Origin of the sequence: Cryobacterium sp. Y57 (assembly GCF_002929505.1) — a bacterium.
Taxonomy (GTDB): domain Bacteria; phylum Actinomycetota; class Actinomycetes; order Actinomycetales; family Microbacteriaceae; genus Cryobacterium.
In genome coordinates this window covers 74982-99657 of record NZ_PJJL01000068.1, presented here as the reverse complement: position 1 = coordinate 99657, position 24676 = coordinate 74982, and the positions used below count along the sequence as shown (strand labels likewise).

At 64.8% G+C, this 24676-nt stretch carries 21 protein-coding genes and 1 pseudogene; 12 read left to right on the top strand and 10 right to left on the bottom strand.

The genetic code is table 11. The features are described 5' to 3' along the window. Positions 1-41: 41 nt before the first annotated feature. Genes CXY72_RS10995 through CXY72_RS10970 form a run of 6 tightly spaced genes read right to left on the bottom strand, consistent with a single transcriptional unit; the run spans position 42 to position 6834 of the window. Complete coding sequence (locus tag CXY72_RS10995) at positions 42-1565, bottom strand: mannitol dehydrogenase family protein (RefSeq protein WP_104127724.1); 1524 nt, start codon at positions 1563-1565, stop codon at positions 42-44. Beyond that, entirely contained in the window at positions 1555-2478 is a 924-nt protein-coding gene (locus CXY72_RS10990) for an ABC transporter permease (RefSeq protein ID WP_104127723.1), read from the bottom strand. Before CXY72_RS10990 ends, CXY72_RS10995 begins: the two co-directional genes overlap by 11 nt. Further along, a complete protein-coding gene (locus tag CXY72_RS10985; protein ID WP_104127722.1) occupies positions 2478-3413 on the bottom strand; it encodes an ABC transporter permease in 936 nt (311 codons plus the stop codon). Before CXY72_RS10985 ends, CXY72_RS10990 begins: the two co-directional genes overlap by 1 nt. Then, positions 3410-4534: an ABC transporter ATP-binding protein gene (locus CXY72_RS10980; RefSeq protein WP_104127721.1), complete on the bottom strand. Its 1125-nt coding sequence runs from the start codon at positions 4532-4534 to the stop codon at positions 3410-3412. The genes CXY72_RS10985 and CXY72_RS10980 overlap by 4 nt, the downstream gene beginning before the upstream one ends. Before the next feature lie 3 nt (positions 4535-4537). Further along, complete coding sequence (locus CXY72_RS10975; protein ID WP_104127720.1) at positions 4538-5764, bottom strand: extracellular solute-binding protein; 1227 nt, start codon at positions 5762-5764, stop codon at positions 4538-4540. A 20-nt stretch (positions 5765-5784) separates the two neighbouring features. Beyond that, positions 5785-6834, bottom strand: coding sequence for a LacI family DNA-binding transcriptional regulator (locus CXY72_RS10970; RefSeq protein WP_104127809.1), 1050 nt, complete (start codon positions 6832-6834; stop codon positions 5785-5787). A 245-nt stretch (positions 6835-7079) separates the two neighbouring features. Here CXY72_RS10970 and uxaC point away from each other — a divergent pair, with 245 nt between their 5' ends. Both uxaC and manD read left to right on the top strand, forming a co-directional pair. Then, positions 7080-8558 carry a glucuronate isomerase gene (uxaC, locus tag CXY72_RS10965; RefSeq protein WP_233197776.1) on the top strand — a complete coding sequence of 493 codons (1479 nt, stop codon included), beginning with the start codon at positions 7080-7082 and terminating at the stop codon, positions 8556-8558. Beyond that, positions 8555-9787 carry a D-mannonate dehydratase ManD gene (manD, locus tag CXY72_RS10960; protein ID WP_104127719.1) on the top strand — a complete coding sequence of 411 codons (1233 nt, stop codon included), beginning with the start codon at positions 8555-8557 and terminating at the stop codon, positions 9785-9787. The genes uxaC and manD overlap by 4 nt, the downstream gene beginning before the upstream one ends. Before the next feature lie 169 nt (positions 9788-9956). Here manD and CXY72_RS10955 read toward each other — a convergent pair whose 3' ends face one another. Then, positions 9957-11504, bottom strand: coding sequence for a UxaA family hydrolase (locus CXY72_RS10955; protein ID WP_104127718.1), 1548 nt, complete (start codon positions 11502-11504; stop codon positions 9957-9959). An 82-nt stretch (positions 11505-11586) separates the two neighbouring features. Between CXY72_RS10955 and CXY72_RS19290 the strand changes: the two genes are divergently transcribed. The 7 genes and pseudogenes from CXY72_RS19290 (at position 11587) to CXY72_RS10915 (ending at position 18158) form a co-directional block, all read left to right on the top strand. Then, positions 11587-12615, top strand: a complete 1029-nt coding sequence (locus CXY72_RS19290; protein ID WP_158252546.1) for a LacI family DNA-binding transcriptional regulator — start codon at positions 11587-11589, stop codon at positions 12613-12615. Continuing rightward, the gene (locus tag CXY72_RS10940; protein ID WP_233197775.1) at positions 12612-13277 is read left to right on the top strand and encodes a bifunctional 4-hydroxy-2-oxoglutarate aldolase/2-dehydro-3-deoxy-phosphogluconate aldolase; all 666 of its coding nucleotides are present in this window, start codon (positions 12612-12614) and stop codon (positions 13275-13277) included. Before CXY72_RS19290 ends, CXY72_RS10940 begins: the two co-directional genes overlap by 4 nt. Continuing rightward, on the top strand, positions 13274-14236 hold the full coding sequence (locus CXY72_RS10935; protein WP_104127715.1) for a sugar kinase: 963 nt from the start codon (positions 13274-13276) through the stop codon (positions 14234-14236). Before CXY72_RS10940 ends, CXY72_RS10935 begins: the two co-directional genes overlap by 4 nt. 170 nt (positions 14237-14406) lie before the next feature. Next, positions 14407-15438 (top strand): LacI family DNA-binding transcriptional regulator, encoded by a 1032-nt coding sequence (locus CXY72_RS10930; protein WP_104127714.1) that lies wholly within the window; start codon positions 14407-14409, stop codon positions 15436-15438. Between the two features lie 109 nt (positions 15439-15547). Beyond that, positions 15548-16203, top strand: a pseudogene (locus CXY72_RS10925) (Gfo/Idh/MocA family oxidoreductase). Positions 16204-16356: 153 nt separating this feature from the next. Then, on the top strand, positions 16357-17076 hold the full coding sequence (locus CXY72_RS10920; RefSeq protein WP_104127713.1) for a ThuA domain-containing protein: 720 nt from the start codon (positions 16357-16359) through the stop codon (positions 17074-17076). After that, complete coding sequence (locus tag CXY72_RS10915; RefSeq protein WP_104127712.1) at positions 17061-18158, top strand: Gfo/Idh/MocA family protein; 1098 nt, start codon at positions 17061-17063, stop codon at positions 18156-18158. Before CXY72_RS10920 ends, CXY72_RS10915 begins: the two co-directional genes overlap by 16 nt. A 22-nt stretch (positions 18159-18180) precedes the next feature. Here CXY72_RS10915 and CXY72_RS10910 read toward each other — a convergent pair whose 3' ends face one another. Both CXY72_RS10910 and CXY72_RS10905 read right to left on the bottom strand, forming a co-directional pair. After that, positions 18181-19026 (bottom strand): NAD(P)-dependent oxidoreductase, encoded by an 846-nt coding sequence (locus CXY72_RS10910; RefSeq protein WP_104127711.1) that lies wholly within the window; start codon positions 19024-19026, stop codon positions 18181-18183. A 37-nt stretch (positions 19027-19063) separates the two neighbouring features. Further along, complete coding sequence (locus tag CXY72_RS10905; RefSeq protein WP_104127710.1) at positions 19064-20068, bottom strand: aldo/keto reductase family protein; 1005 nt, start codon at positions 20066-20068, stop codon at positions 19064-19066. A 144-nt stretch (positions 20069-20212) separates the two neighbouring features. Between CXY72_RS10905 and CXY72_RS10900 the strand changes: the two genes are divergently transcribed. The 3 genes from CXY72_RS10900 (at position 20213) to CXY72_RS10890 (ending at position 23671) form a co-directional block, all read left to right on the top strand. After that, positions 20213-21481 (top strand): ROK family transcriptional regulator, encoded by a 1269-nt coding sequence (locus tag CXY72_RS10900; protein WP_104127807.1) that lies wholly within the window; start codon positions 20213-20215, stop codon positions 21479-21481. A 23-nt stretch (positions 21482-21504) separates the two neighbouring features. After that, entirely contained in the window at positions 21505-22782 is a 1278-nt protein-coding gene (locus tag CXY72_RS10895) for a multidrug effflux MFS transporter (protein WP_233197774.1), read from the top strand. Between the two features lie 178 nt (positions 22783-22960). After that, positions 22961-23671, top strand: a complete 711-nt coding sequence (locus CXY72_RS10890; RefSeq protein WP_233197773.1) for a phosphatase PAP2 family protein — start codon at positions 22961-22963, stop codon at positions 23669-23671. Positions 23672-23879: 208 nt separating this feature from the next. On the opposite strand, the gene CXY72_RS10885 is transcribed toward CXY72_RS10890, so the two are convergent. Beyond that, positions 23880-24530 (bottom strand): hypothetical protein, encoded by a 651-nt coding sequence (locus CXY72_RS10885; RefSeq protein ID WP_104127709.1) that lies wholly within the window; start codon positions 24528-24530, stop codon positions 23880-23882. Between the last annotated feature and the right edge of the window lie 146 nt (positions 24531-24676).

The window sequence follows — 24676 nt, the reverse complement described above, 5'->3', positions numbered from 1 at the left end:
AGGGCGGAACCAGCGTCAGACTGCGGACCCAGGACCGCGGCTCAGTCCGACGGGTGAACGAGTCGCTGCACCTCACCGAGCTGGTCCACGACGGCAGCGCGGAATGCGGCCGACGCGCTGACGTCCGGCGGAAAGACGTCGCCCAGGGTGAAGAATCGGTCAACGAGGGCGGCCGGCCCTGTCACCGCGGCATGGTCGGACCCGACGGCCTGCTGCAGCCGGGCGGCGAGCGGGTCGTCGAGGGTTGGGCCATCCTTGTGAAGAGTGAACGCGACGAACGTAATCCAGGCGGCCACCGTCAGGGCGAGCCCGGCGGGCGTGTGGCCGGAATTCAAGCGGTCGGTGACCGTGCCGAGGATGCGAGTGGGCAGCTTCTGCGAACCGTCCATGCCGACCTGCAGGGTCGTGTGCGGCAGGTTCGGGTTGGTGAATCGCTCGAGAACGCTGTCGCGGTACTGCTCAAGGTTGAGCCCGAACGGCACGTCGAGTGTCGGCAGGATGTCTGCATCAATCGTGCGGCGCGCAGCCGCCCGCAGGGCCGGGTCCGCGATCGCCTGGGCGATGGTCGTATGCCCTTTGAGGGCTCCGAGGTAGGCGAGCTGGGTGTGCGTTGCATTGAGTATGCGCAGTTTGGCCCGCTCGTACGGAGTCACATCGGTGGTCAGGATCGCTCCCGCTAGCTCCCAGGCGGGGCGCGGTCCGGCGAAGTCGTCTTCGATGACCCACTGCGTGAAGGGCTCGGCCACGACGAGTGCTTCGTCGCGAAGTCCCAGCAGCGTAAGCGCCTCGGCCCGGTCGCCCGGCGTCGTCGCCGGGGCGATGCGGTCGACCATGCTCGAGGGAAACGAAACGGATGCCGCGAGCCACGCCAGCAGATCATCGCGCCCCGCGCCCGCCGACAGCGCTTCTGCGAGCGAGAACACCAACGCCCGGGTCACGGCGCCATTGTTGACGAGGTTGTCGCAGGAGAGCACCGTAAACGGCTCGGCGCCCCGGCGGAACCGCCGGGCGAGGCCGCGAACGAGCAGCCCGATCGGACTGCCGGAGGCCGGCAAATCGCCCTCGCCGTCGAGCTCTCGCTCGATCAGAGCCAAGTCTTGTTGCACGACGGGAAGGCTCAGGTCGATTCCGTCGCCGGCTTGCAGGTAGCCCTTTTCCGTGATCGTCAGCGTCGCGATGTGGGTCGTCGCCTGCGCAAGCGTGGCGGTGACCTTCTCGGAATCCCGAGCCGGCCAGGCCACGTCGCGAACCGTGCCCACGATGCGGAGCGCGGTCTCGGCGGCGCCCTTCTGCAGGACGCCGTAGAGGCAGTCCTGCGGTTGCAGCTGCCGGACCACGGAATCGGTTCGGCCGGTGACGCCGAGGATTCCCCAGCGGGTGTCGCCCGTGGCCGCGGCGGCGTCTTCGGTAAACACGGCCTGATGCGCCCGGTGGAAGGCCCCGATTCCGAAGTGCACGATTCCGATGGTGAGAGCGGCCGGGTCGACGCGCGGGCCAGTGGCTCCCCCCGAGTGAACGCCAGGAATGTTCCCGAGCGACAGTCGTTCTGTTGTGTCAGTCTTCACGCGAGTCCTTGACCTGGGCCACCAGCTGGGTGGGATTGATGAAACGGAGGGCGATGATCAGAATCAGCAGCATCATCGCCGTGTAGATCACGCCCATCGAGGAGATGAGCTGTCGGGCCTCACCGCCACCGGCGCTCGTCATGGCCCGGTAGATGGCGACCACCAGGGTGTCGGAGGTCGGGCCGGATACCAGGAAGGTGAGGTCGAACATGCCCACCGTTCGCACGAGAACGAGGATGCTGGCGGCGAGGATTCCCGGGATCAGAAGGGGAGCCAGGATCTTCGTGAAGACCCGGTACATGCTGGCGCCGCACATGCGGGCAGCGTTCTCAATTGACGGGTTGATCTGCTCGATGAACGGTGTCATCGTGATGATCACGAACGGCACGGAGGGCACGAGGTTCACCAGGATCACGGCGAGCACGGTGCGGCCGAGGCCGAAGTTATACATCACGGTGGCCAGCGGAATACCGAAGGTGATCGGCGGAATCAGGATGGGCAGCAGGAACAGCAGCATCACGAGCTTCTTACCCGGAAAGTTACTGCGGGCGAGCACGTAAGAGGCCGGCACCCCGATGATGACCGAGATGACGATCACGGAGAAGGCCACCAGAAGCGTGACCCCGATAATGTGCGCCAGGTCGAATCGGGCCCAGGATTCCTGGTACCAGCCCAGGGTGAAGTTCTCCGGCAGCCAGGTGTTGAACCAGGGCTTGCCGAGCGAGTCTACGAGCACACTGAGCACGATGCCGAACAGAAAAATGAAGAACGCGGCGATACCGAACCAGACGAACCAGGTTCCCGGCGAGGCCGCCAGGGATTTCTCGCCGGGAGCCAGCTTGCCGTGATTGCGGTTCTTGACGATGTTGACCACTTCGGTGGGTGGAGCAGCCTTGAGCCGTGAGTTGGACATCAGCCCTTCCCTCCCGTTGAACCCTTGTAGAGGAAGGAGCGGCCCAGGAACACGAACGCGATCACGATGAGCTCCACCACCCCCATCATGATTGCGATCGTGGAAGCCATGCTGTAGTCCAGCTGCTCCGAGAACGCCCGGTAGGCCATCAGCGCGAGCACCCGGGTCTCACCCGAGGCGTCACCGACGAGTCGGGCGGAGGGAAACACACTGAAGGCGAGCACGAACGTGAGGATGAACGTCGTCGCCAGTCCGGGCGCGAGCAACGGCAGCGTGATCCGTCGGAAGCGCTGCTTCCAGTTAGCGCCGAGGGTTTTCGCCGCAGCTTCGAGCGAGGGATCTATTCCAGAGAGATACGACGAGATCAGCAGGTACGCGAACGGGAAGCCGGAGATGATCAGCGACAGCATCACGCCGAGGTAGTTGTTGACGAGCTGGAGCGGCTGGTCGATGATCCCGTTTTCCAGCAGGAACCGGTTGAGCCAGCCCTGACGCCCGGCAAAGATCAACAGGCCCTGCGCGGTGAGCACGGTACCCAGCGTGATCGGCAGCACGAGCAGGGTCTGCAGCATCCGCTTGCCCCGGAATTTACTGCGGAGCTTGAATGCGATCGGGATCGAGACGAGCACGTTGAACAGCGCGGCGGGTAGGGCGAGCCGCAGCGTGATCCAGACGGAGTCAAAGATGAACGCGTCCCTGAAGAACGCCACGTAATTGGCGAAGAGTCCGCCGCCCCACTGCTCCTGGGTGGCGGCGAGCGGCTGGAAGGTGAGCCCGATGCCGTAGGCGAACGGGTATACGAATAGCAGGAGCGCGAACACGATGGCCGGCACGAGCAACAAGAGCTTCGTGTCGACTCCGCGTTCGGCCAGCCGGTGTTTGAGGCTGGCCGAGCCCCGGGCCCGCGAGCCCGTATTGGTAGCGGACGTCATCATCGCACCGCCGAGAGTTCCCGGGGCGCGTCGACACCGTCGAGGCTCGTGCGGTAGACGAGCGCCCGGGACGGATCGACGGTGAGCTGCACGGTCGAACCGGGAACGAGCGCCGTGTAGGCGTGCACGAAAAGATTCTGGCCCTGGGTGGTCGTGACCTCGACCGCGAACTCGCGCCCCTGGTATTCGACGACGTTGACGGTGGCCTGAACTGTATCGCGACCGGGCGGTGTATCCGGCCCGGCAACGACAAGGTCGGAGGGGCGGATGGCGACGCGAACCGTGTCCCCGACGGCCGCCGGCTGGGCGAGGGTGGCCATGATCGAGATGCCGCGGCCGGAGACTCTGGCGAGGTCGCCCACGACCGATTCGACCTCGAGGTCGACGATATTGCGATAACCCATGAAATCGGCAACGTGCCAATTGGCGGGGTTGTCGTGCAGCTGCTCCGGCGTGCCGACCTGCTGCACCCGACCCTCCCGCAGAACCACGAGCCGGTCGGCCAGGGAAAGGGCCTCTTCCTGGTCGTGGGTGACGTAGATGGTGGTGAGTCCCAGGGACTGGTGCAGGCGACGAATCTCGGTGCGCATCTCGAGGCGCAGCTTGGCGTCGAGGTTGGAGAGCGGCTCGTCCATGAGAACGAGGCGCGGTTCGAGCACGACGGCGCGGGCGATGGCAACGCGCTGCTGCTGGCCGCCGGACAGCTGGCCTGGCAGTTTCTTCGCCTGTTCCTGCAGCTTCACCAGGGCCAGGCCCTCAGCCACCCGCCGGGCGATCTCGGGCCTCGGCAGGTTGCGCATCTGCAACCCGAAAGCGATGTTCTTCTCCACGGACAAGTGGGGGAACAGCGCGTAGTTCTGGAAAACCATGCCGAAGTCGCGCTTCTCGGAGGGCAGCACGTCGATGCGCTTGCCGTCGATCAGGATTTCACCGTGTGTCAGCGGGAGGAGTCCCGCGAGGCAGTTGAGTGCGGTGGACTTGCCGCATCCCGACGGTCCGAGCAGGGCGATGAATTCGCCCGCCCGAACCGTGAGATTGAGGTCGACCAACGCATTCTGGCCGCCGAAGCTGCGACCGACGTTCTTCAGTTCGAGGGTGTCAAATGTATTGGTCGACCGTGTCATGAGCTACTTCGCCTCAAATTTTCCCGAACCGACTTCGCGGTCCCAGATATCAAATGCCTGCACCAGCGCGGCAGGCTCGAGCGGAGTTGTCTTGGGCATCTCCTCGATCAGGTCGTCGTACCAGTCGCGGCCGAACTCGGCGATGACGTCCTGGCTAGCCTGGGGCGCCTTGTCGAGCGTGGCGCCCTCGATGGCCGGGCCGGGGTAGAAATAGCCGGTGTCATACGCCATGGCGTTGGTCTCGGGCGTGAGGATGTCCTGCAGCAGTAGCAGGATGGCGGACATCTTGTCAGCGGTCTGCCCCTTCGGAACCACGGCATAGTGGGCATCCGTCACCCAGGTGAAGTCGTCGAACGGGGCAGCTTCGATGCTTGCGGGCATTTTGGCCGTCGCGCGGGGTTCGATGTCCCAGCCGGTCGTGGTGGGGATCATGGCCCAGGTGCCGTCGGCCATATTGGTGATGACCTGGCCGGTACCGGTGGGGTAGTTGTCGATGGTGAGGCCGAGTTCCTTCAGATAAGCCCAGGTCTTGTCCCACCCGTTCACGGGATCGGTCGGGTCGGAGTCGCCGAGGATGTACGGCAGGCCCTGCAGGAAGGTGCGGCCGGGGCCCGAGTTGGCCGGACGGGCGTAGCCGAACTTGCCGGGGTTGGCCTGCGCCCAGGCGAGTACCTCTTCCGGGGTGCTGGGAACGTCGGTTACCACGGCGGGATCGTACTGCAGCAGCGGGCCGGAGGGGTAGTACGTCGTGACGACGCCAAAGCCTTCGGCGAGCTTCTGCATGTTGGCGGCGGGCTCGATGTAGCCGTCCTGGTTCGACAGCCGGTCGCCATAGTCGGTGACAAGCGGAACCCAGAGGTTCTGGCCGATACCGGCAGACAGGCCGTCGGTTCCGGTCATGACCATGTCGATGGACAGGCTTCCACTGTCGACCTGCGGCTTGATGGAACCCACGAGGTCCGGCGCGCCGGCGCTCTCCCAGGTAACCGCGGAGATCACGTCGGGGTTCGCCGCCACGAAGGCGTCGACCATGGGACCGGTGAGCTTCTGGTTGCCCGCCACGTCGAGAATGTTCAACGTCACGGGGGCGGATGGCTTATCGGGCACATCGGCGGCGTTGGCCACCGGTGTGGCCGGTGCTGCGCCGGAGTTCGGTGCGGTACACCCCGTGAGAACGAGGGCTGCCACGGCGACTGCCGCTGTGACATAGGTGCGGGTGAAAGCTCTCATATCGATTTCATTCCTTCTGTTCAAACCAAACGACTGCGTTTGGAAGAGGGGGTCGCTGCTGATTGAGTGGATGACGCCGGGATGGCAGGCACGACGCCGGTGGACTGTCGCACGACGAGTTCGACCGGAATCTCGAGGTTGGGGCGTGGACCCGTTGAACGGCCCAGAACTCTGTCGAGGAGCGCGTCGACGCTCGCGCGCCCCATCTGAATCCGGGGAAGATCAACGGTCGTGAGGTTGGGCCAGACCAGGGTGGACATTGGCACGTTATCGAATCCGGTGACACTGATATCGGCCGGCACGGTGATGCCGCGGTGTCGCAGTCGATCGACGAGCCCGGCAGCGATCAGATCGTTGTAGGCCACGATAGCCGTGGCGCCGCTCGCGAGGGCGAGGTCCGCCGCCTGGGTTCCGCCGGAGAACACCGGCGAAAAATTGCCCAGTTCGATCAACTCGATATCGTTGGACTGTTCGGCGAATTCGCGTAGCGCTAGGTCGCGTTCCTGGTTGGACCACGAGGTGATTGGGCCTGCCGCGTAGGCGATCCTGCGGTGACCGAGCGCCATGAAGTGCCGCATCACAGCGCGGGCTCCGCCGCCGTTGTCGAACGTGATCGAAGGGACTCCGGGAAGGGCTCGATTGACGAGAATGAGCGCACTCTCCTCGGCAGCTCGGCTAACGGCCTCGTCAGAGCCACGCGGGGAGCAGAGGATGACGCCGTCGACCTGTTTGGCTAGGCCGCGCACGACCTCGTCTTCGAGGAGCGGATCTTCGTCGGTGTCGGCAATGAACACCGCGTAGCCGGCGGCGCGGGCGCGGGCCTGGACTCCCTTGCAGATCGAGCCGAAAAACGGGTTTTCGAGGTCGGGAACGACCAGACCGATGCTGCCCGTGCGCCCGGTGACGAGCCCCCTGGCGGCGCGGTTCGGGCGGTAGCCCATGGTTCGTGCCGTCTCCTGCACGTGCAGGCGGGTGGCCTCGGCGACCTGATCAGGGTTGGCCAGCGCCCGCGAGACCGTGGAGATCGATACGCCGGTGGCGCGGGCCACATCGCGAATAGTCACGACCATGCTCAGCACCACCCTGTGTAATGGTCCGAGCGTTTGTGGACCGTGGATACATTCTGCAAACCTTTGCAGTGTTTCGTCAAGTCTCAGTTTTATAACGGGAGAAAGTTTGCATTATTGACAACCATGACCGTTCCATTAGTCCTACTTACGTGCATATAGTGGTCTCAGCGGACCCGGCCAAGACGCGTTCATCAGGCGCGACCGACTGCAACAATATTCATTTTGTTTCAACGAGGAGGCAGAAAATGGCCAAAATGCCATGGAAACTTCACCCTGACCGGGCGCTCCCGGCCGAACCGACTCAGCGCTCGATCGCCCGTGAGGTCTACCGGAGCGTCGCCGCACTGCCGATCGTCTCGATGCACGGGCACATTGATGCCGGGGCCATCCGGCGCAACGATGCCTTCGGCGACCCGGCCGAACTGTTCATCATTCCAGACCACTACCTCGTGCGAATGCTCGTGTCCCAGGGCTACCGTCAACAAGATCTCGGCGTTCGGCCTCTGAACGGCGACCCGTACGAGACCGACCACCGCCTCGTCTGGCGGCGCTTCTGCTCCACGTGGAAGCTGTTTCGGGGAACCCCCACCCGGTACTGGATGGAACACGAGCTGGTAGAGGTGTTCGGCATTACCGAAGAACCCTCCGCCGCCACGGCTGACGCGATTTACGACCAGCTGTCGGCCGCACTGGCCACGCCGTCGTGGCGCATCCGCTCACTCTTTGACCGTTTCAATATCGAGATTCTCAGCACAACGGATGCGCCGGATTCCGACCTGGCCGACCATGCAGCGCTCGCCGCAGACGGCTGGGGCGAGCGCGTCGTTCCCACCTTCCGGCCCGACGGAATTTTCTACCCCGATCGCGCAGCATGGCGGGCCTCCGTGCGCGCGCTCGCCGCCCGCAACGGCACCGAGATAACGAACTACGCGAGTTTCCTGGTGGCCGTACAGGAACGACGGCTCGCATTCGTGGCGGCCGGCGCCCGGGCCACCGACCATGGCCACCTCTCCGCCGATACCACCCCACTTTCCGCAGCGGATGCCCAGCGCATCTTTGACCAGGCGCTCACCGGGCCGGTCGATGCGGCCACCGGCGCAGCCTTCGCAGCCAACATGCTGTTCGAAAGCGCTCGCATGTCGGTCGAAGACGGGCTCGTGATGCAGCTGCACCCGGGAGTGCAGCGCGACCATTCCGACCAGATCTTTGCCGCCTTCGGACCGGACAATGGATTCGACATTCCTCGCCAGGTGGATTACACCCGCGGGCTGCAGCCACTGCTCAACGCCTTCGGTCTTGACCCGCGGTTTCGCATCATCCTGTTCACGACCGACGAGAACGTCTATTCGCGGGAACTTGCCCCGATCGCGGGGGCCTACCCCTCGGTGCGGCTCGGTGCGCCCTGGTGGTTCCTCGATTCGCCTGGAGGCATGGCGAGGTTCCGTGAGCTCGTCACCGAGACCGCTGGCTTTTACAACACGAGCGGTTTCGTCGACGACACCCGTGCGTTCGCGTCGATTCCGGCCAGGCACGACCTTGCCCGACGCATCGACGCCGGCTACCTATCCAAGCTCGTGGCCGAACACCGACTCACCCTCGACGAGGCGACGGAGACAGCCATCGACCTCGCCTACACCTTGCCGCTGGCGGCATACGCGCGCCGCGACGACGCATCCGCTGGCATGGCACCAGCCTCTGTAACCCCAGAAGGAGCCGCGCTATGAGCGTCATTGAACATGCAGAAGTCTTTGTTACGAGCCCCGGCCGGAACTTCGTCACTCTGAAGATCACCACGTCGGACGGCGTGACGGGCCTCGGCGACGCGACCCTGAACGGGCGTGAGCTTTCGGTGGTCGCCTACCTGCAGGAGCACATCGTGCCGCTGCTGATCGGCCGCGACCCGCAGTCGATCGAAGACACCTGGCAGTACCTGTACCGCGGGGCATATTGGCGTCGCGGTCCCGTCACGATGGCGGCGATCGCCGCAGTGGACGTTGCCCTCTGGGATATCAAGGGCAAAGTCACCGGCCAGCCGGTGTATCAGCTGCTCGGTGGGGCCTCCCGCACGGGCGCCCTCGCCTACGGGCACGCGTCCGGATCGGATCTGCCGTCGCTGTTCAACTCCATTCAGAACCACCTCGACCAGGGGTTCAAGGCCATCCGCGTGCAAACGGGAGTGCCGGGCCTCGGTCAGGTCTACGGTGTGGCCACGAACCAGAAGCCCGGCGAACGCTACGACTACGAACCCGCCAAGCGCACCTCGGTTCCTACCGAAGAGCAGTGGGACAGCCGCGCGTACCTCCGCCACATCCCGACGATCTTCGCGGCCGTGCGTGAGGAATTCGGCTACGACCTGCCGCTGCTGCATGACGGCCACCACCGGCTCACGCCGAACGAGGCGGCCATCCTCGGTAAATCGCTCGAGCCCTACGACTTGTTCTGGCTCGAGGACTGCACCCCCGGTGAAAACCAGGAGAGCCTGCGCCGGGTGCGCGCGCAGACCACGACGCCTCTGGCCATCGGCGAGGTCTTCAACACGGTTTTCGACTATCAGACCCTGATCACCGAGCAGCTCATCGACTACGTGCGCAGCGCCGTCACTCACACCGGCGGCATCAGCGCGCTCAAAAAGATCATCGACTTCGCGGCGATCTACCAGATCAAGTCTGGATTTCACGGACCGACCGATATCTCGCCGGTCGGCCAGGCCGCCGCTCTGCACCTGGACCTCGCGATCCACAACTTCGGTATCCAGGAGTACATGAAGCACTCGGAGGACACCCTCTCTGTGTTCCAGACCAGCTACACCTTCGAGAACGGGCTGCTGCATCCGGGCGACAACCCCGGCCTCGGTGTCGAGTACGACGAGGCGCTCGCCGCAACCTTCGACTACACGCCGGCGTACCTGCCGGTGAACAGGCTGCAGCGCGACGGGACCATGCACGACTGGTAGCCCGACGGTATCCGCTTGCCGAGTGTGGACGAGATATCTCCGCCGGCCTTGGCGCGTAACTCCTGCAGATCTGGGGCCGGCTATAGTTCGGCCCCAGAATGACGCGGTAGTCCAACTCGGCTGTTTTGATTTGCAGGAGTTATGCGCCGGGAAGGTGCAGCCGAAGCGCTCAGGTGACGGTGCCGAATTGCCAGGGGATGAACTCCTCCTGGCCAACGCCGAGTTCTTCGCTCACGGTCTGTTCGCCCGACGCCACTCGGATGATGAGGTCGAAGATCTCGGCCCCGACTTCGGCGAGGGTGGCCGTGCCGTCGACGATGCGGCCCGCGTTGAGGTCCATGTCATCGGGCATCCGGTTGAATGTGTCCGAGTTGGTGGCGAGCTTGATCGAGGGTGTGGGCTTGGAGCCGAACACCGAGCCTCGGCCGGTGGTGAAGCACACGACCGTGGCGCCACCGGCGATGATGCCGGTCACCGAAACCGGATCGTAGCCGGGGGTGTCCATGAAGACGAGGCCGCGTTCGGTGATGCGCTCGGCGTACTCATACACGGCAGACAGGTCGGCTTGCCCGGCCTTGGCCACGGCTCCGAGAGACTTCTCCAAAATGGTCGTCAGCCCGCCAGCCTTGTTTCCAGGGGAGGGATTGTTGTCGAGGCTGCCCCCACCCTGCTTCGCGTAGCCCTGCCACCACTCGATGCGGTCGAGCAGCCGCTGCCCCACCACGGGCGAGACCGCGCGGCTCGTGAGCAGGTGCTCTGCGCCGAACACCTCTGGAGTCTCGGCCAAAACGGATGTCGCCCCATAGGCCACGAGGAGGTCGGACGCCACTCCGAGAGCCGGGTTTGCGGTAATGCCGGAGAAACCGTCTGAACCGCCGCAGTTCAGGCCGAGAACCAGTTCTGACACCGGAACCGGAACCCTGCTGCGCTGGTTCAGTTCGGGCAGCATGGCCCGGATGCGGGCAATCCCTTCCTTGACGGTGGCCCGCACGCCGCCCTCGCTCTGAATGTTCATGGTGGACACCAGGGTGTCACTCGGCAGGTCGTAGCCCTCGACGAGGGACTCAACCGGAACCATTTCGCAGCCGAGTCCCACCACCAGCAGGCCACCAAAGTTGGGGTGGGCCGCATAACCGCGGAGGGTGCGAAGCAGAACCTGGCCACCCTCGCTGGTGGGGACCAGGCCGCATCCGCTCTGGTGTGTGAGAGCCATCACGCCGTCAACGTTCTCGAACTCGTCGAGGGCGAAGCCGCGAAAGGCCTCGGCGATGAGGTTCGCGGCCGTGGCCGAGCAGTTCACCGAGGTGAGAATGCCCACATAATTGCGGGTGCCGACCCGACCGTCGGCGCGCGGGTAGCCGAGGAACGTGGGCATCGGCTCGCTCGGCACCGCGAGGTCGGTGCGGCTGGTGCCGAACTCGTGGGTGCGCCCGGTGTCGTCCATGCCAAGGTTGTGGCTGTGCACGTGCTCGCCGGCAGCGATCATCGTGGTCGCGCGGCCGATGGACTGCCCGTATTTGTGCACCTGCGCGCCCGTGGCGATAGCGACCAGGGCGAACTTGTGGCTGCGCGAGATGTCGGCAGGGAGGATGAGCTCAGCGCCGCTCCGGCCGAGATCTATCACGGTGCCGGCGGGTAGCGGATGCAGGGCGATGGCCACCTCGTCCCGGTCGTTCAGGTGCAGGGCAACGTCGCGGAGCAAGACTCTGGTGGGCATCTGGCGGGATCCTTGTGGCTGCTATAAGGTGAATGTAAACGATTTCATTCACCAGTATCATTCTTTCCGACAGGCGGGTCAAGTGGCGACAACCATTCGACAGGTTGCAGAGGCTGCCGGGGTGTCGATCGCCACCGCGTCTCGAGCGCTGAGCGGATCCGATGCCGTGGTGCCTGCGACCAAAGACCGCGTTTTACGAGTAGCCGCTGCACTGGACTACACCCCGAGCCGCCTGGCGCGCGGCCTCGTGACCGGCACGACCGGCAACATCGGCCTGATCTTTCCCGACATCACCAACCCCTTCTATACTTCGTTCCTGGCCGAAGTCGAGTCGCTGGTCGGCGCGCACGACCTGGGCATTGTGATCGGCGACTCCCACGAAGACCCCGATCGCGAGTACGCCCTGGTGCGCCAGATGTCCACCCAGGTCGACCGCCTCGTGCTCACCTCCAGCAGACTGACCGACGAACAGATCGTGGCTGCGGCCGGCCGGCTGCCCATCGTGCTCGCCAACCGGCGGCTCGGCGACGACATGGCTATGCCGCCGAGGCTGAGTCAGATGGTCATTGACGTGGACGCCGGCTTCACGGCGGCCGTGACCCACCTGTACAAACTCGGCCACCGCCGACTCACCTACCTCGACGGCCCCGCCCGGTCCTGGTCGGCGCGTCAGAAACGGGCCGTCCTCACCCGGGTCTGCGGCGAGCTCGGGCTGAACCTGACCATCGTCGGCATCGAACGGCCAGACTTCACCGCTGGACTCGCGGCCGGCACCGACCTCGACCTCGACCAGGCTACTGCGGTGCTCGCTTTCAACGACCAGGTCGCCCTCGGAGTGCTCGCTGCCCTCCGTGCCCGCGGAATAGACGTTCCCGGCCGCATCAGCGTTATCGGCTGCGATGATTCCCTCCCCGACGGCCTTGCCTGGCCAGCGCTGAGCACCGTTGACAGCTCGAGCCGGGCCCTCGGGGCCCTTGCCGCGGCCGCCGTACTCGATCCCGAATCGAAGCAGAACGGCAGCGTCCCCACCCGCCTCATTGTGCGTCGGTCGACGGCGAGAGCCGCCGTCGATCTCAACCCTCGTGAAGAAAAGACTCCGGAGCCATCGTGATCCCCGCCCCCTCATCGACCCGCGTGCCGGCATCCGCTCGGCTACGCCAGCACGCGATCATCGCCGTTTTACGCGCCAGCGCCGCGTCTGACTACGACCCTGTGGTGGACGTACTCGCCGAGAACGGCGTGCGTTCAATCGAACTCACGCTCAGCACGCCCGGCACCTTCGAGCACCTGCCGGCCCTGGTCAAGCGCTTGGGTAACGACGTGGAAGTGGGGATCGGCACCATCGTGACCGTCGGGCAGGCCGAATTTGCCCTCGCGGCCGGGGCCCACTATCTCGTGACGCCGATAGTGAACCTCGACGTGATCGCGCTCGCCGTGCGCGAAGGTATTCCAGTGTTCCCGGGTGGGCTGACGCCCACCGAACTCTTCGGCGCCTGGGCCGCCGGTGCCACGGCCGTGAAGATCTTCCCGGCCGAAACCGTGGGGCCGCAGTATGGCTCGCACCTGCGCGGGCCGTTTCCCGATCTCGAGTTCGTACCCTCCGGCGGAATCGGCCTCGATGACGTTCCGCGCTGGCTAAACGCTGGCGCCCTCGCCGTGAGCCTCGGCGGTCCGCTCGTGGGCGACGCGTTGAAAGGCGGGTCGCTCGCGGCACTCGCCCAGCGGGCGCAGCGGGTCACCGGCCTCGCAGCGGATGCCCTGGCGCAGCGATGAGCGCCGCAGCCGTTGCACAATCAGTCGTCACCTTCGGCGAGACTATGGCCCTGATGAGCTCCGATTCGTTCGGGCCCCTGCAGCACTCTCGGGCGATGACTCTCGGCATTGGTGGTTCCGAGAGTAACGTGGCCATCGCGCTGCAACGCCTCGGTACGCCGGTCACCTGGATCGGCCGAGTCGGAGAGGACTCTCTCGGCGACATGGTGTTGCGCGAAATCAGCGCGGAGGGCGTGCAGGTGGTGGGCATCCGCGATTCAGAGGCGCCGACGGGGCTCATGGTCAAGGAGCGCCGCACGAGCCGGGATACCCGCGTCTGGTACTACCGGCGAGGCAACGCCGGGTCGCGGCTGGCGCCGGGCGACATCGATCCGGAACTCATTCGCTCGGCGTCGCTGCTGCACCTCACGGGCATCACCCCCGCGCTCTCGAACACCGCTGCCGACGCTGTTTTTGAGGCGATGCGGGTGGCCAGAGAGGCCAGGGTCACGGTGTCATTCGACCTCAATTTTCGTGGAAAACTCTGGTCGCCAGAGCAAGCCGGCGCCGTGTACCGCCGCATCCTGCCGCTTGTCGACGTGGTCTTCGCCGGCGACGACGAGGCGGCCATCGCGGTGGGCGAGGCGGCGACCCCGCTGCTGCTGGCGCATCGGCTGATCGAAGCCGGGGCTGGTGAGGCCGTGGTGAAACTGGGCGAGCGCGGCGCCGTCGCGGTCGTGCAGGGCCGCGAATACGAGCGGGCGGCCATTCCGACCGCGGCGCTCGACACCGTGGGCGCCGGGGATGGTTTCGTGGCCGGCTACCTCGCCGAATACCTACTGGGCCGCGACGTGGCCACCCGGCTGACCACCGCCGTGACGGTGGGCGCGTACGCCTGCCTGGTTTCAGGGGACTGGGAGGGTATGCCACGCCGCAGCGAGCTCGCAACTCTGGGACGCAACGAGCCCGTCAGTCGCTAAGCATGCGACAGAACGGTGTGGGCGGTGGCTGCCGAAAATGCCAGTTCTTCTTTGTCGGGCTAGCCAGCAATAAATGTGTCGCTATGGAGTAGAAAGTAATTAGAGGCCAAGTCGACGGCTCGGGCACTCCTCTGGCGAAGCCGCTCGACCCACTGATTAGAGTTGGCACTATGACTCAGGAAACATTTCTCGACCGAGAAAATGGCCGGGCCACCCTGGCCCAAATTGCTCACGACGCATCCGTGTCAATGTCGACGGTCTCCAAGGTGCTCAATGCTCGAACCGGTGTATCGAAAGCGACCCGAGTGCGGGTGGAGGCGCTGTTGGTTTCCTCCGGGTACAGTCGGCGCGGATCCGAGCACTCGAAAAGCACCCTGATCGAGCTGGTCTTTAGCGACATAGGCAGTATCTGGTCGCTCGAAATCATTCGGGGCGTCGAGCGGGTCGCGCGGCAGAACGGCCTGAGCGTCATTCTCACCGAGAGCGGCGACCGCCACTCGCCCGCGCCAGACTGGATCAAGGGCGTGTTGCAGCGTCAACCACTCGGGGTGATTCTGGTCTTCTCCGATTTGTCAGCTGACCACAAGCGTGAGCTGAACACGCGCAACATTCCCTTCGTCGTGGTGGACCCGGCCGGAGACCCGGCCACGGACGTGCCATCCATCGGCTCGGCCAACTGGTCGGGCGGGCTGTTGGCCACCCGGCACCTGATCGAGCTCGGGCACCGCCGTATCGGCATCATTACCGGCCCAGAGGACATGCTGTGTTCGCTAGCTCGCCTTTCGGGCTACCGGTCGGCGCTTGAGGCGGCCGTCATCCCGTTTGACGCCAGCCTCGTCAAGACCGGCGACTTTCACCGCGAGCTTGGAGTGAGCCTCGGGCGCGAGCTGCTGGCGCGCCCGGACCGCCCGACCGCCATCTTCGCCGGCAGTGATCTACAGGCGATCGGGCTCTACGAGGCAGCGCGGGCGCTGGATCTGCAGATTCCACGCGATCTTTCGGTCGTAGGATACGACGACCTCCCCGTGGCCCAATGGGTCGATCCTGCCTTGACTACCGTGCGCCAGCCGCTCGTCGAAATGGCGGAGGAGGCGACCAGACTCGTACTCAAACTGCGCACCGACCGGCACACCGAGAACATCAGGCTCGATCTTGCGGTCAACCTCGTGCAGCGGGCTAGTACGGCGGCGTGCGGTAATTAAACTGCGAAAGTTTCTGATAATTAACTTACATGTTGCGTAATTTATTGCGACACCTATAGCGTTGGGTAGCGGCTAGCTCAGACTGGCCCGCCGACGAAGGAGTCACCGGATGCCCCGCCTGAACGTTGCGATGATCGGCTACGGATTCAGGGGTGCGGCCCACCCGAAGGCGTGGCGAGTGGCTTCACGGTTCTTCGATTCACCCCTTGAACCGAGAATGCACACGATCGTCGGCAGGCACACCGGCCGTACAGCCGCCGCGGCGCAGAAGTTCGGTTGGGCACACGTCGAAACCGACTGGCGACGAGTCGTGGACAATCCCGACATCGATCTGATCGACATTGGCCCTGTTCGCGGCGCGACTGACCGGCGGCGGGCTGGGCACCTTCGAGGCCACGCGTTTCGCCACCGGCCGCAAGAACGCCTTCCACATCGAAATCAGCGGATCCCAAGGAGCGCTGGCCTTCGACCTCGAGCGCATGAACGAGCTCGATTTCTACGACGTGACCGACTTAGCCGACCTGCGTGGCTTTCGCCGCATTCTGGTGACAGAGCTGGAGCATGCGTACCTGTCAGCCTGGTGGCCAACCGGCCACACCATCGGCTACGAGCACCCGTTCTCTCACCAGGTTCGCGATCTGGTGTTCGACATTGCGGAGCCTGCGCCCCGAACCGTCGTTCGCCGACGGCCTCCAGGTGCAACGTGTGCTCGACGCGATCAAGAACAGCGCCGAAAAAGGCAGCGCCTGGACCATTACCTCCTAATCGTCAAGGGTAAGGAAGCAGAGGCGCCTTATCACGCTATCGACGTTGTCCATCTTTGTTCTTCACGTGCTCGGTCGTCGACAGTTGCTCAATGGAACGACGGCAGGATTCAGCGAATAACACCTCATTTGTGCAAACCCTGGAAGGATTTTCATGACCACCACAAACCCCGCAGCATCCGCTCTTCGCCATGCACTCGTCGTGCGCGGAGGATGGGACGGCCACCAGCCCGTCGAGACGACAGCTCTGTTCATTCCTTTCCTGGAGGAGAACGGCTTCACGGTGCGTGTCGAAGAATCACCGGCGCCGTACGCCGATGCCGACTACATGACGAATGTCGACCTCGTGGTGCAGACCAACACCATGACCACGATCGAGAAGGACGAATTCCTGGGGTTGCGCACGGCTATCGAGAACGGCACGGGCCTCGCCGGCTGGCACGGTGGCATCGCCGACTCCTACCGCAATAACGTGGACTACCTCCAGCTGATCGGCGGGCAATTCGCCGCGCACCCCGGTAAGGCGCCCGCCGAGCGCATCGGGGAACAGTCAGACAACTACGTTCCGTACCGTATCAATATGCTGCCGGCGGCCGCAGATCATCCGATTACCCAAGGCATCGAGGATTTCGACCTCATTAGCGAGCAGTACTGGGTATTGCACGACGACTACAACGATGTGCTGGCCACGACGACGCAGGCCGTGCGCCCATGGGACCCGTGGCACCGTCCGATCACGTCGCCGGCCGTCTGGACCCGGCAGTGGGGGCAGGGGCGCATCTTCGTCTCAACGCCCGGGCACCGGGTCGACATCCTGCAGAACTCCAGCGTGCGCACGATGATTGAGAGGGGATTGCTATGGGCGGCCCGTTGAGAATAGGAATTATCGGCGTCGGAAAGATCAGCGAGCAGTATTTCGCCGAGTTTCCCAAGCTTCCTGGCCTGAAACTCGTGGCCGTCGCCGACCTGGATGTAGCCAGGGCCACAGCCGTCGCCGCCGAGCAGGGCGTTCTGGCGTTGACGGTCGACGAGTTGATCGCCTCGCCCGAGGTGGACGCGGTGCTCAACCTCACCATTCCCGCGGCCCATGCAGCGGTCGCCTTGCGAGCGCTGGCCGCCGGCAAGCACGTCTACGGGGAAAAGCCCCTGGCGCTCAATCCCGACGAAGCTGCCCCGGTGCTCAAGCTCGCCGACGAACGCGGGCTGCGGGTGGGATCGGCTCCCGACACCGTGCTGGGCACGGGCGTGCAGACCGCCCGTTCACTGCTCGACGGTGGCCGCATCGGAACGCCGGTGGCGGCATCGGCTTTCTGGACCGCGCCGGGGCATGAGCTCTGGCACCCGGCCCCGCAGTTCTACTATTCGGCGGGTGGCGGGCCGTTGTTTGATATGGGACCGTACTACCTGAGCGCCCTGGTCACCCTGCTCGGACCGGTCGTGCGCGTGTCGGGCAGCGTCGGGCGCTCCGGGCGGGAGCGCACAGTCGCGACCGGGCCGCTTGAAGGCACGAGTATTTCAGTGGATGTCGACACTCACGTGTCTGCGCTGCTGGAGCACGCCTCCGGCGTCACTTCGACCGTCATGATGAGTTTCGATGTGTGGGCGGCCCGGCTGCCGCGCATCGAGATCTACGGCACCCTCGGCACGATCGCTGTACCGGACCCGAACCGGTTCAGCGATGTGACTGAGCTCTTCACGAGCGACGACCGAACCTGGCGCGAGGTTCCGGCCGAAGCCGGATATGCGGAAGCCGGGCGCGGATATGGGCTCGCCGACATGGCGCGGGCGATCGCGACCGATCGTCCGCACCGAGCCTCGGCTGAGTTGGCTTTTCACGTCTTGGAGATCATGGACGCCATAGTGCGGGCTGGCCACGACCACACGGTCATTGAGTTGGCCAGCACGGTCGAGCGGCCGGATCTCGTTCCCGAAGGCGCTGTGCCCAGCAACTGGTAGGTGGCGTTGCTGCCGTGGCTACCTACACGTGGTCGCGCCAGCTGTGCTCGGGGGCGAAGCCGAGCATCCGCTTCGCCTTGTCGATCGACAGCAGGGTCTCGTGTTCGCCCACCGTCTTCGTCACGGTGACGTTCGGGAAGACCTCGGCGGCCAGGCTCGCGCTCGACCGGCTCATCACCGTGTCGGCGGCGGCGATGATGAACGTCTCGAAACCCGGCTGGGCCTGTTCGAGCGCGCGCAGTACGGCCTGGGCGCCGTCGCGACCGTCGATGTAGCCCCACAGGTTCCACTTGCGCAGGGTGGCGTCATCGTTGAAGGCGGGGAATGCCGCATAGTCATCTTCGTCCATCACATTGGAGAAGCGCAGCGCCGTGATGCTCAGCTGCGGATCCCAGCGCACGAGCTGGATAGCCATCTGTTCCTCGAGGTGCTTGACCAGGGAATACGTGCTCTCCGGCCGGGCCGGGTACTCCTCGTCAACGGGGATGTAGGGCGGGTCGATGTCGAATGGCAGACCCAGGGTCGTCTCACTCGAGGCATAGACGATGCGCTTGATGCCCGCCCGCCGCGCCGCCTGAAACACATTGAAGGTCGCGAGCATGTTGTTGTGGAACGTGGCCACGTCGGGCAGAAGGCCAGGGGCCGGTATGGCGCCCAGATGTACGAGTGCGTCAAACCCATCTGTGCGGTCGTCGATGCCGAACATCACGTCGATGACCTGGCCATAATCAGTCAGGTCGATCTGGGTGAATCCGGAACCGCGAAGTCCCGACTGGTCGAGATTGGTGACCTCGTGCCCCTCGCCGGCCAGGCGTGCAACCACGCTACGGCCGAGCTTGCCACTACCACCGGTGACGGCAATTCTCATGAATACTCCTTAAGTTTCAAAAGCGGATGCGGCTGGCTCACACCTCGCGCTGCTCCGGCGAGGTCGTCTTGCGCGGGTCGAACTCGGCCAGGTCGCCAACGGCCGCATCGATCCTTGCCAGCACGTCAGCGTCAAGGTGCACACCGGCGGCCTTCGCGTTGTCGGCGACCTGCTCGGGACGGGAGGCGCCCATGATGGCGGATGCAACGTTCTTATTCGCCAGCACCCAGGCGAGCGCGAGTTGCGCCATGCTCAGTCCGAGCCCGTCGGCGATCGGGCGCAATTTCTGCACGCCGGTGAGCACCGGCTCATCCATCCAACGCTTGATCATGTTGGCGCCGCCCTGGGCATCCGTTGCCCGGCTGCCTTTCAGGGGCGCTTGACCCGGCAGATACTTGCCGGTGAGCACGCCCTGAGCCACAGGGGACCAGACAATCTGCGAGACGCCGAGTTCTTCGGAGGCCGGAACCACTTCGGATTCAATCACCCGCCACAGCATCGAGTACTGCGGCTGGTTGGAGATGAGCTGAATGCCCAGGTCAGTGGCGAGGGCGTGGCCGGCGCGCAACTGCTCGGCGTTCCACTCGCTCACTCCGATGTACAGGGCTTTGCCCTGGCGTACGACGTCGGCAAAGGCCTGCATCGTCTCCTCGAGCGGGGTTTCCACGTCATACCGGTGCGCCTGATAGAGGTCGACGTACTCCGTTTGCAGGCGCGTGAGCGAGCCATCGATCGACTCGAGGATGTGCTTCCGGGAGAGGCCGGTGTCGTTGTGTCCCTTGGGACCGGTCGGGCCGAAGACCTTGGTGAAGATTTCGAGGGACTGGCGGCGTTCACCGCGCAGGGCATCGCCCAATACCTGTTCGGCGATGGTGTTCGCGTAGACGTCAGCGGTGTCGAACGAGCTGATGCCGGCGTCGAGGGCCGCGCGTACGCAGGCCGTCGCGGTGTCATTCTCGATCTGAGACCCGTGGGTGAGCCAGTTGCCGTAGGTAATCTCTGAAACTTTCAATCCACTGTTGCCAAGATATCGAAACTCCATGACGTCCCTGTCTGGCGCCTCGTGTCTGCCAGCGCCCTCGATGATTTGTTGACATTGGCAACGTATCATCCATCGAGCTCATCTGGCGCAGTAACCTGACTTCTGACCGAAAAAGCGAGCGGGAAGCCGAGAGCAGTGGACGCCATGCAGGGTAGTAACCATGACGATGTGCGCAGGCACAACCTATCGATCATTCTGCGCCTCGTACACCGCGGTGGCGCGGCGTCGCGGGCCCAGTTGACCCGCCTGACCGGTTTGAACCGGTCGACCATCGGCGCGCTGGTCGCAGAGTTGGTCGAACGCGGCCTGGTCGAGGAACGCACGCCCGACCCCACCAAACTTGCCGGACGCCCGAGCCCGATCGTGGCGGCGAGCGACCGCGTTGTGGCCATTGCGGTGAATCCTGAAATCGACGCGATCACCGTGGGAGTCGTCGCCCTCAGCGGCGTCGTGCACCGGAGCATCCGCGTCGCCACGCCAACCACGCCAACGGTCGCCGAAGCGGTCGCTATCACGGCGAGTATCGTCACCGACCTGCGGCGCGAGCTCGGAGAGTATTCCATTATCGGAATGGGGGTGGCCGTGCCGGGCCTGGTGCGCGCACACGACGGCCTGGTTCGCAACGCTCCACATCTCGGCTGGGTCGACGAACCACTCTGCGACCTGCTCGCCGAGGTCACCGGTCTGCCCGTCGTGGCCGCCAACGACGCGAGCCTCGGCGTCACGGCGGAACGCTATTTCGGAGCGGGGCAGGGAATGACCGATCTCATCTACCTCAACGGCGGCTCGAGCGGCATCGGTGGCGGCCTCGTCGTCGGGGAAGTCGCGGCCGGCGGACGGGCAGGCTACGCGGGGGAATTCGGGCACACCAGGGTGAGCGCGAGCTGCCGCACCGACTCGGCCGGTATCGCCGGCACTCTCGAAGCCGAGGTCACCCGCGGCGCGCTCCTTGACGTGCTCGGCCTGCCCGCCGGAAAAACGGATGCCGACGACCTCGAACGCGCACTGCTCGCCTCCACCGCGCCCGCGGTCCGCGCCGAAGTGAACCGGCAGCTCGATTTTTTGGCCGTGGCTTTAGCCGGCGCCGTCAATATACTCAACCCGCAGCTCGTGGTGCTTGGCGGGTTCCTCGGGGCGCTCTATGCGGTCGACCCGGGGCGCCTGATAAGCGCGGTGGCCGCGCTGACGCTGGGGACTGCGTTCGACGAGGTGCAGATCGCCCCCGCGCTTCTCGGCTCGAACCTGCTCCTGATCGGTGCCGCCGAGCTGGCCTTCGAAGCACTGCTTCTCGATCCACAGTCCGAAAGCGGGAATAGTTCGGGTCTATCCTCGCTTAGCGTAAGGGCGGCCGGAAGTGCCACTGCGGCCGTGTCGCCCGAAATCGCGCCGCCCGCCGCCATCCAGCCTCTCTAGACCAGCCAAGGACATCCGTTTTCGTGATTACAGCCAGCATCCCCGTGATTAGCGCCGCGCAACTCGCCTCCACCGCCGCGCATCCCGGGGACAAACTGACTCGGCGCCAGCGCATCGTCTACATACTCATTCTCGGGGCGCTCACGGCGCTCGGCCCGTTTACCATCGACCTGTATCTGCCGGCCTTTCCGACCCTGGAAAACGAATTCGGCGTGCTGCCGTCGGTCATCCAGCTCACCCTGACCGGCACCATGATCGGCTTCGGTTTCGGACAGCTGGTCGTAGGTCCCTGGAGCGATAAGGTCGGACGGCGACTCCCGCTCATGCTCGCTACCGGTGTGCACATTCTCGCCTGTGTCGGCGCCGCCCTGTCGAACGACATCATCGTGCTCGCCATCTTCCGCGTGCTGCAGGGCTTCGGCGCCGCGGCCGGCGCCGTCGTTGCCATGGCCATGGTGCGGGACCTGTTCGGCGGCAGGCCGCTCGTCAAGATGCTGTCCCGCCTCGCGCTGGTCAGCGGCCTCGCGCCGGTGCTGGCACCGGTGATCGGCTCGCAGTTGCTGCTCGTCATGAGCTGGCGGGGAATCTTCTGGGTACTGGCCGCCTACGGCGTCATCGTGATTCTGGCCGTCGCCTTCTGGATCGTTGAAACCCTGCCCGAAAGCGAACGCAACGCGACGGGCCACAGCACCCTCGGCCAACGCTACAAAGCGGTACTGAGCGACCGCACCTTCGTGGGCGTCGCGATCATCGGGGCGATGACCTTCACCGGGTTGTTCTCCTACCTGTCCGCCTCACCGTTTCTGTTCCAGGACGTGTACGCGTTCAGTCCGCAGGAGTACGGTCTGCTGTTCGCCATCAACTCCCTCGGTGTGGTCACCGGGGTGCAGCTGAGTTCGCGCCTGATGCACCGGTCCAACATCGGGCCGCAGTGGATTCTTTCCGTCTCCACGGTTGTGCTGGTGATCACCGCCGGTGCGATCGTGCTGCTCGACCTCGGCGGCATGGGGCTATGGGGTACCCTGGTGCCGCTCTGGTTCTTCATCGCGGCCTGCGGCTTCACCCTGCCGAGTGTTCAGGTCATCGCGCTCAACGCGCACGGACACGAGGCTGGAACCGCCGCGTCGTTGCTCGGTGCCGCGAACTTCGGTGTGGCCGGACTGATCTCGCCGATTGTCGGACTGCTCGGAGTAGGCACGGCGATACCGATGGCATCCGTCATGGGCGTCACCGCCGTGATCTCCATTCTCGCGCTCTGGCTGATTGTGCGCCCGAGAAGCGTGCCAGCGCTCGAACGCTAGCCCGAGGCGCTCGCTCTGACCCTTTCGCGTCTTGAGCCCTTTCGCGTCTTGAGCCCTTTCGCCGCTCGGGCCCATGGTGTGACCGTGGGCCCAGTTTATAAACTAGGCCCACGGTCCGGGCCCGGGCCCCGTCCACAATGGGAGGCGCAGTAACGGGCTGCTGACCTACGATGGCGGAATGACTAACCCCGAACGCGCTGCAGACCCCGCAGCTCGCCGCATCTCCCGTCGCTGGCCCGTGGTCAGCGGGATCTCCGCGATGGCGTTGGCTGCCCTGCTCGGTCTCGTCGTGGTCGTGCGGGCAAACAGCATCGCCCTCGAGGTTGACACCGAGTGGATGAACGAGATCATCGAGCATCGTTCGCCGGTCTGGGAAGTTCCGTCGCTGTTCATGAACACACTCGGCGGCGGCGCGTTCGGCGTGCTCGTCGTGCCGCTGGTCATCATCCTCGTGCTTGTGCTGATCAAACGGCCGTGGGCGGCCGGATACTACCTCGTGGCCACGGTGCTGAGTGCGGTCGGCGTGCAACTGCTCAAACAAGTCTTTGGGCGGGCCCGCCCTGAAGACATGCTGGTCACATCCGATTTTGGGTCGTTTCCTTCCGGTCATGTCGCCAACGCGGCGACCATGGCGGTGTGCGTCGCCATCATCTTTCCGCGCCTCTGGGTGGCGCTCGCCGGCGCCGCGTACACGATCGTGATGCTGCTCAGCCGCACCTATTTGGGTGCGCACTGGCTTACCGACACCATCGGTGGCTTATTACTCGGCGCCGGTGTCGCTATCGTGCTGTGGGCTCCGGTCGCCGCCAAACTCGATGGCGAACGTGCACTCGCCGCCCGCCGCCGACTCGAACGGCAGCGGAAGGAGCGGAAAACTCTTTCGTCATGACACGCGCGGCACGGTCCCCCCGGCAGAACGGCAAGGTCCCCGTCGTCGCTTTGTTTGACATTCGCGCAACAGCGGGCTCCTCGATCTACCGTGGGTCACTCATCGGGTCCAAGACTGGGAACCGAGTCGTTGCGTTGGCTCCCCGCCACCGCTCTACCGTTCCTACTCACTGGTTGGTCGAGCAGAGCTTGCCGGGCGTCGCACCACGTCACCGTTCGCGCGCATGGCCGACATCGTGTCGGGCCGGGGGCCGTAAACGGCCGATCGGATCTGTCACTCGCCGCGCAGACGTGCGGGGATAGGAGTTTCCCAGCCGAGCAGCGTGTCGAGTCCAGCGGCGCACCAGCCGCGGACGGAGTCGCCCCAGCTCGGACACGGTGAGCGGGTCGGGTGGTCGCACGACCGTCACCCCGAGTGTGTCGACAATGTTCTCCAGCCCGGATCGGGGCCACACCTGGCCCCGCAGGCGAAGCAGCACGTCGCCGCCGGAGTCCAGCAGGTACAGGTGCGAGAGGGTCTCGACCATCTCGCTCTGATACAGCTCGACGAGCACGACGCTGGCAATTTCGGCCGTGCCAAACGTGGTCACCCGGCCCAGTAGGTTTCGGCTTTCCAAGCGCTCAGCCGCAACGGTCACGCACACTCTGCGGGCCCCGAATACAGCGATCACTGCGAGAAGGGTCAGGCCGAACTGAACAGCGGCGACAAAAATCCAGGTGTCGCGGGGGATAGTGAGCCAGTACAGCACGATCAGAACGGGGACCAGCAACGACAGTGCAGCGATAATCGACCGCTTGACCAGCTTGCGCCGCGGTCGCAGAACGTGCTTGACTACCGGCTCGAACCCCTCGCGCATCATGTGTTCCGTTTCACCCCTTAAAGTGAGTATCCCGCACATCGACCCAGTACCTCGTTGCTATTTCAGGGGGGTAGACGAAGCCGTCTGAAGCGAGTACGGTCTCGGGTCGACGAATCAGGGGTAACCCGCGGCGAGTGCGCCCAGCG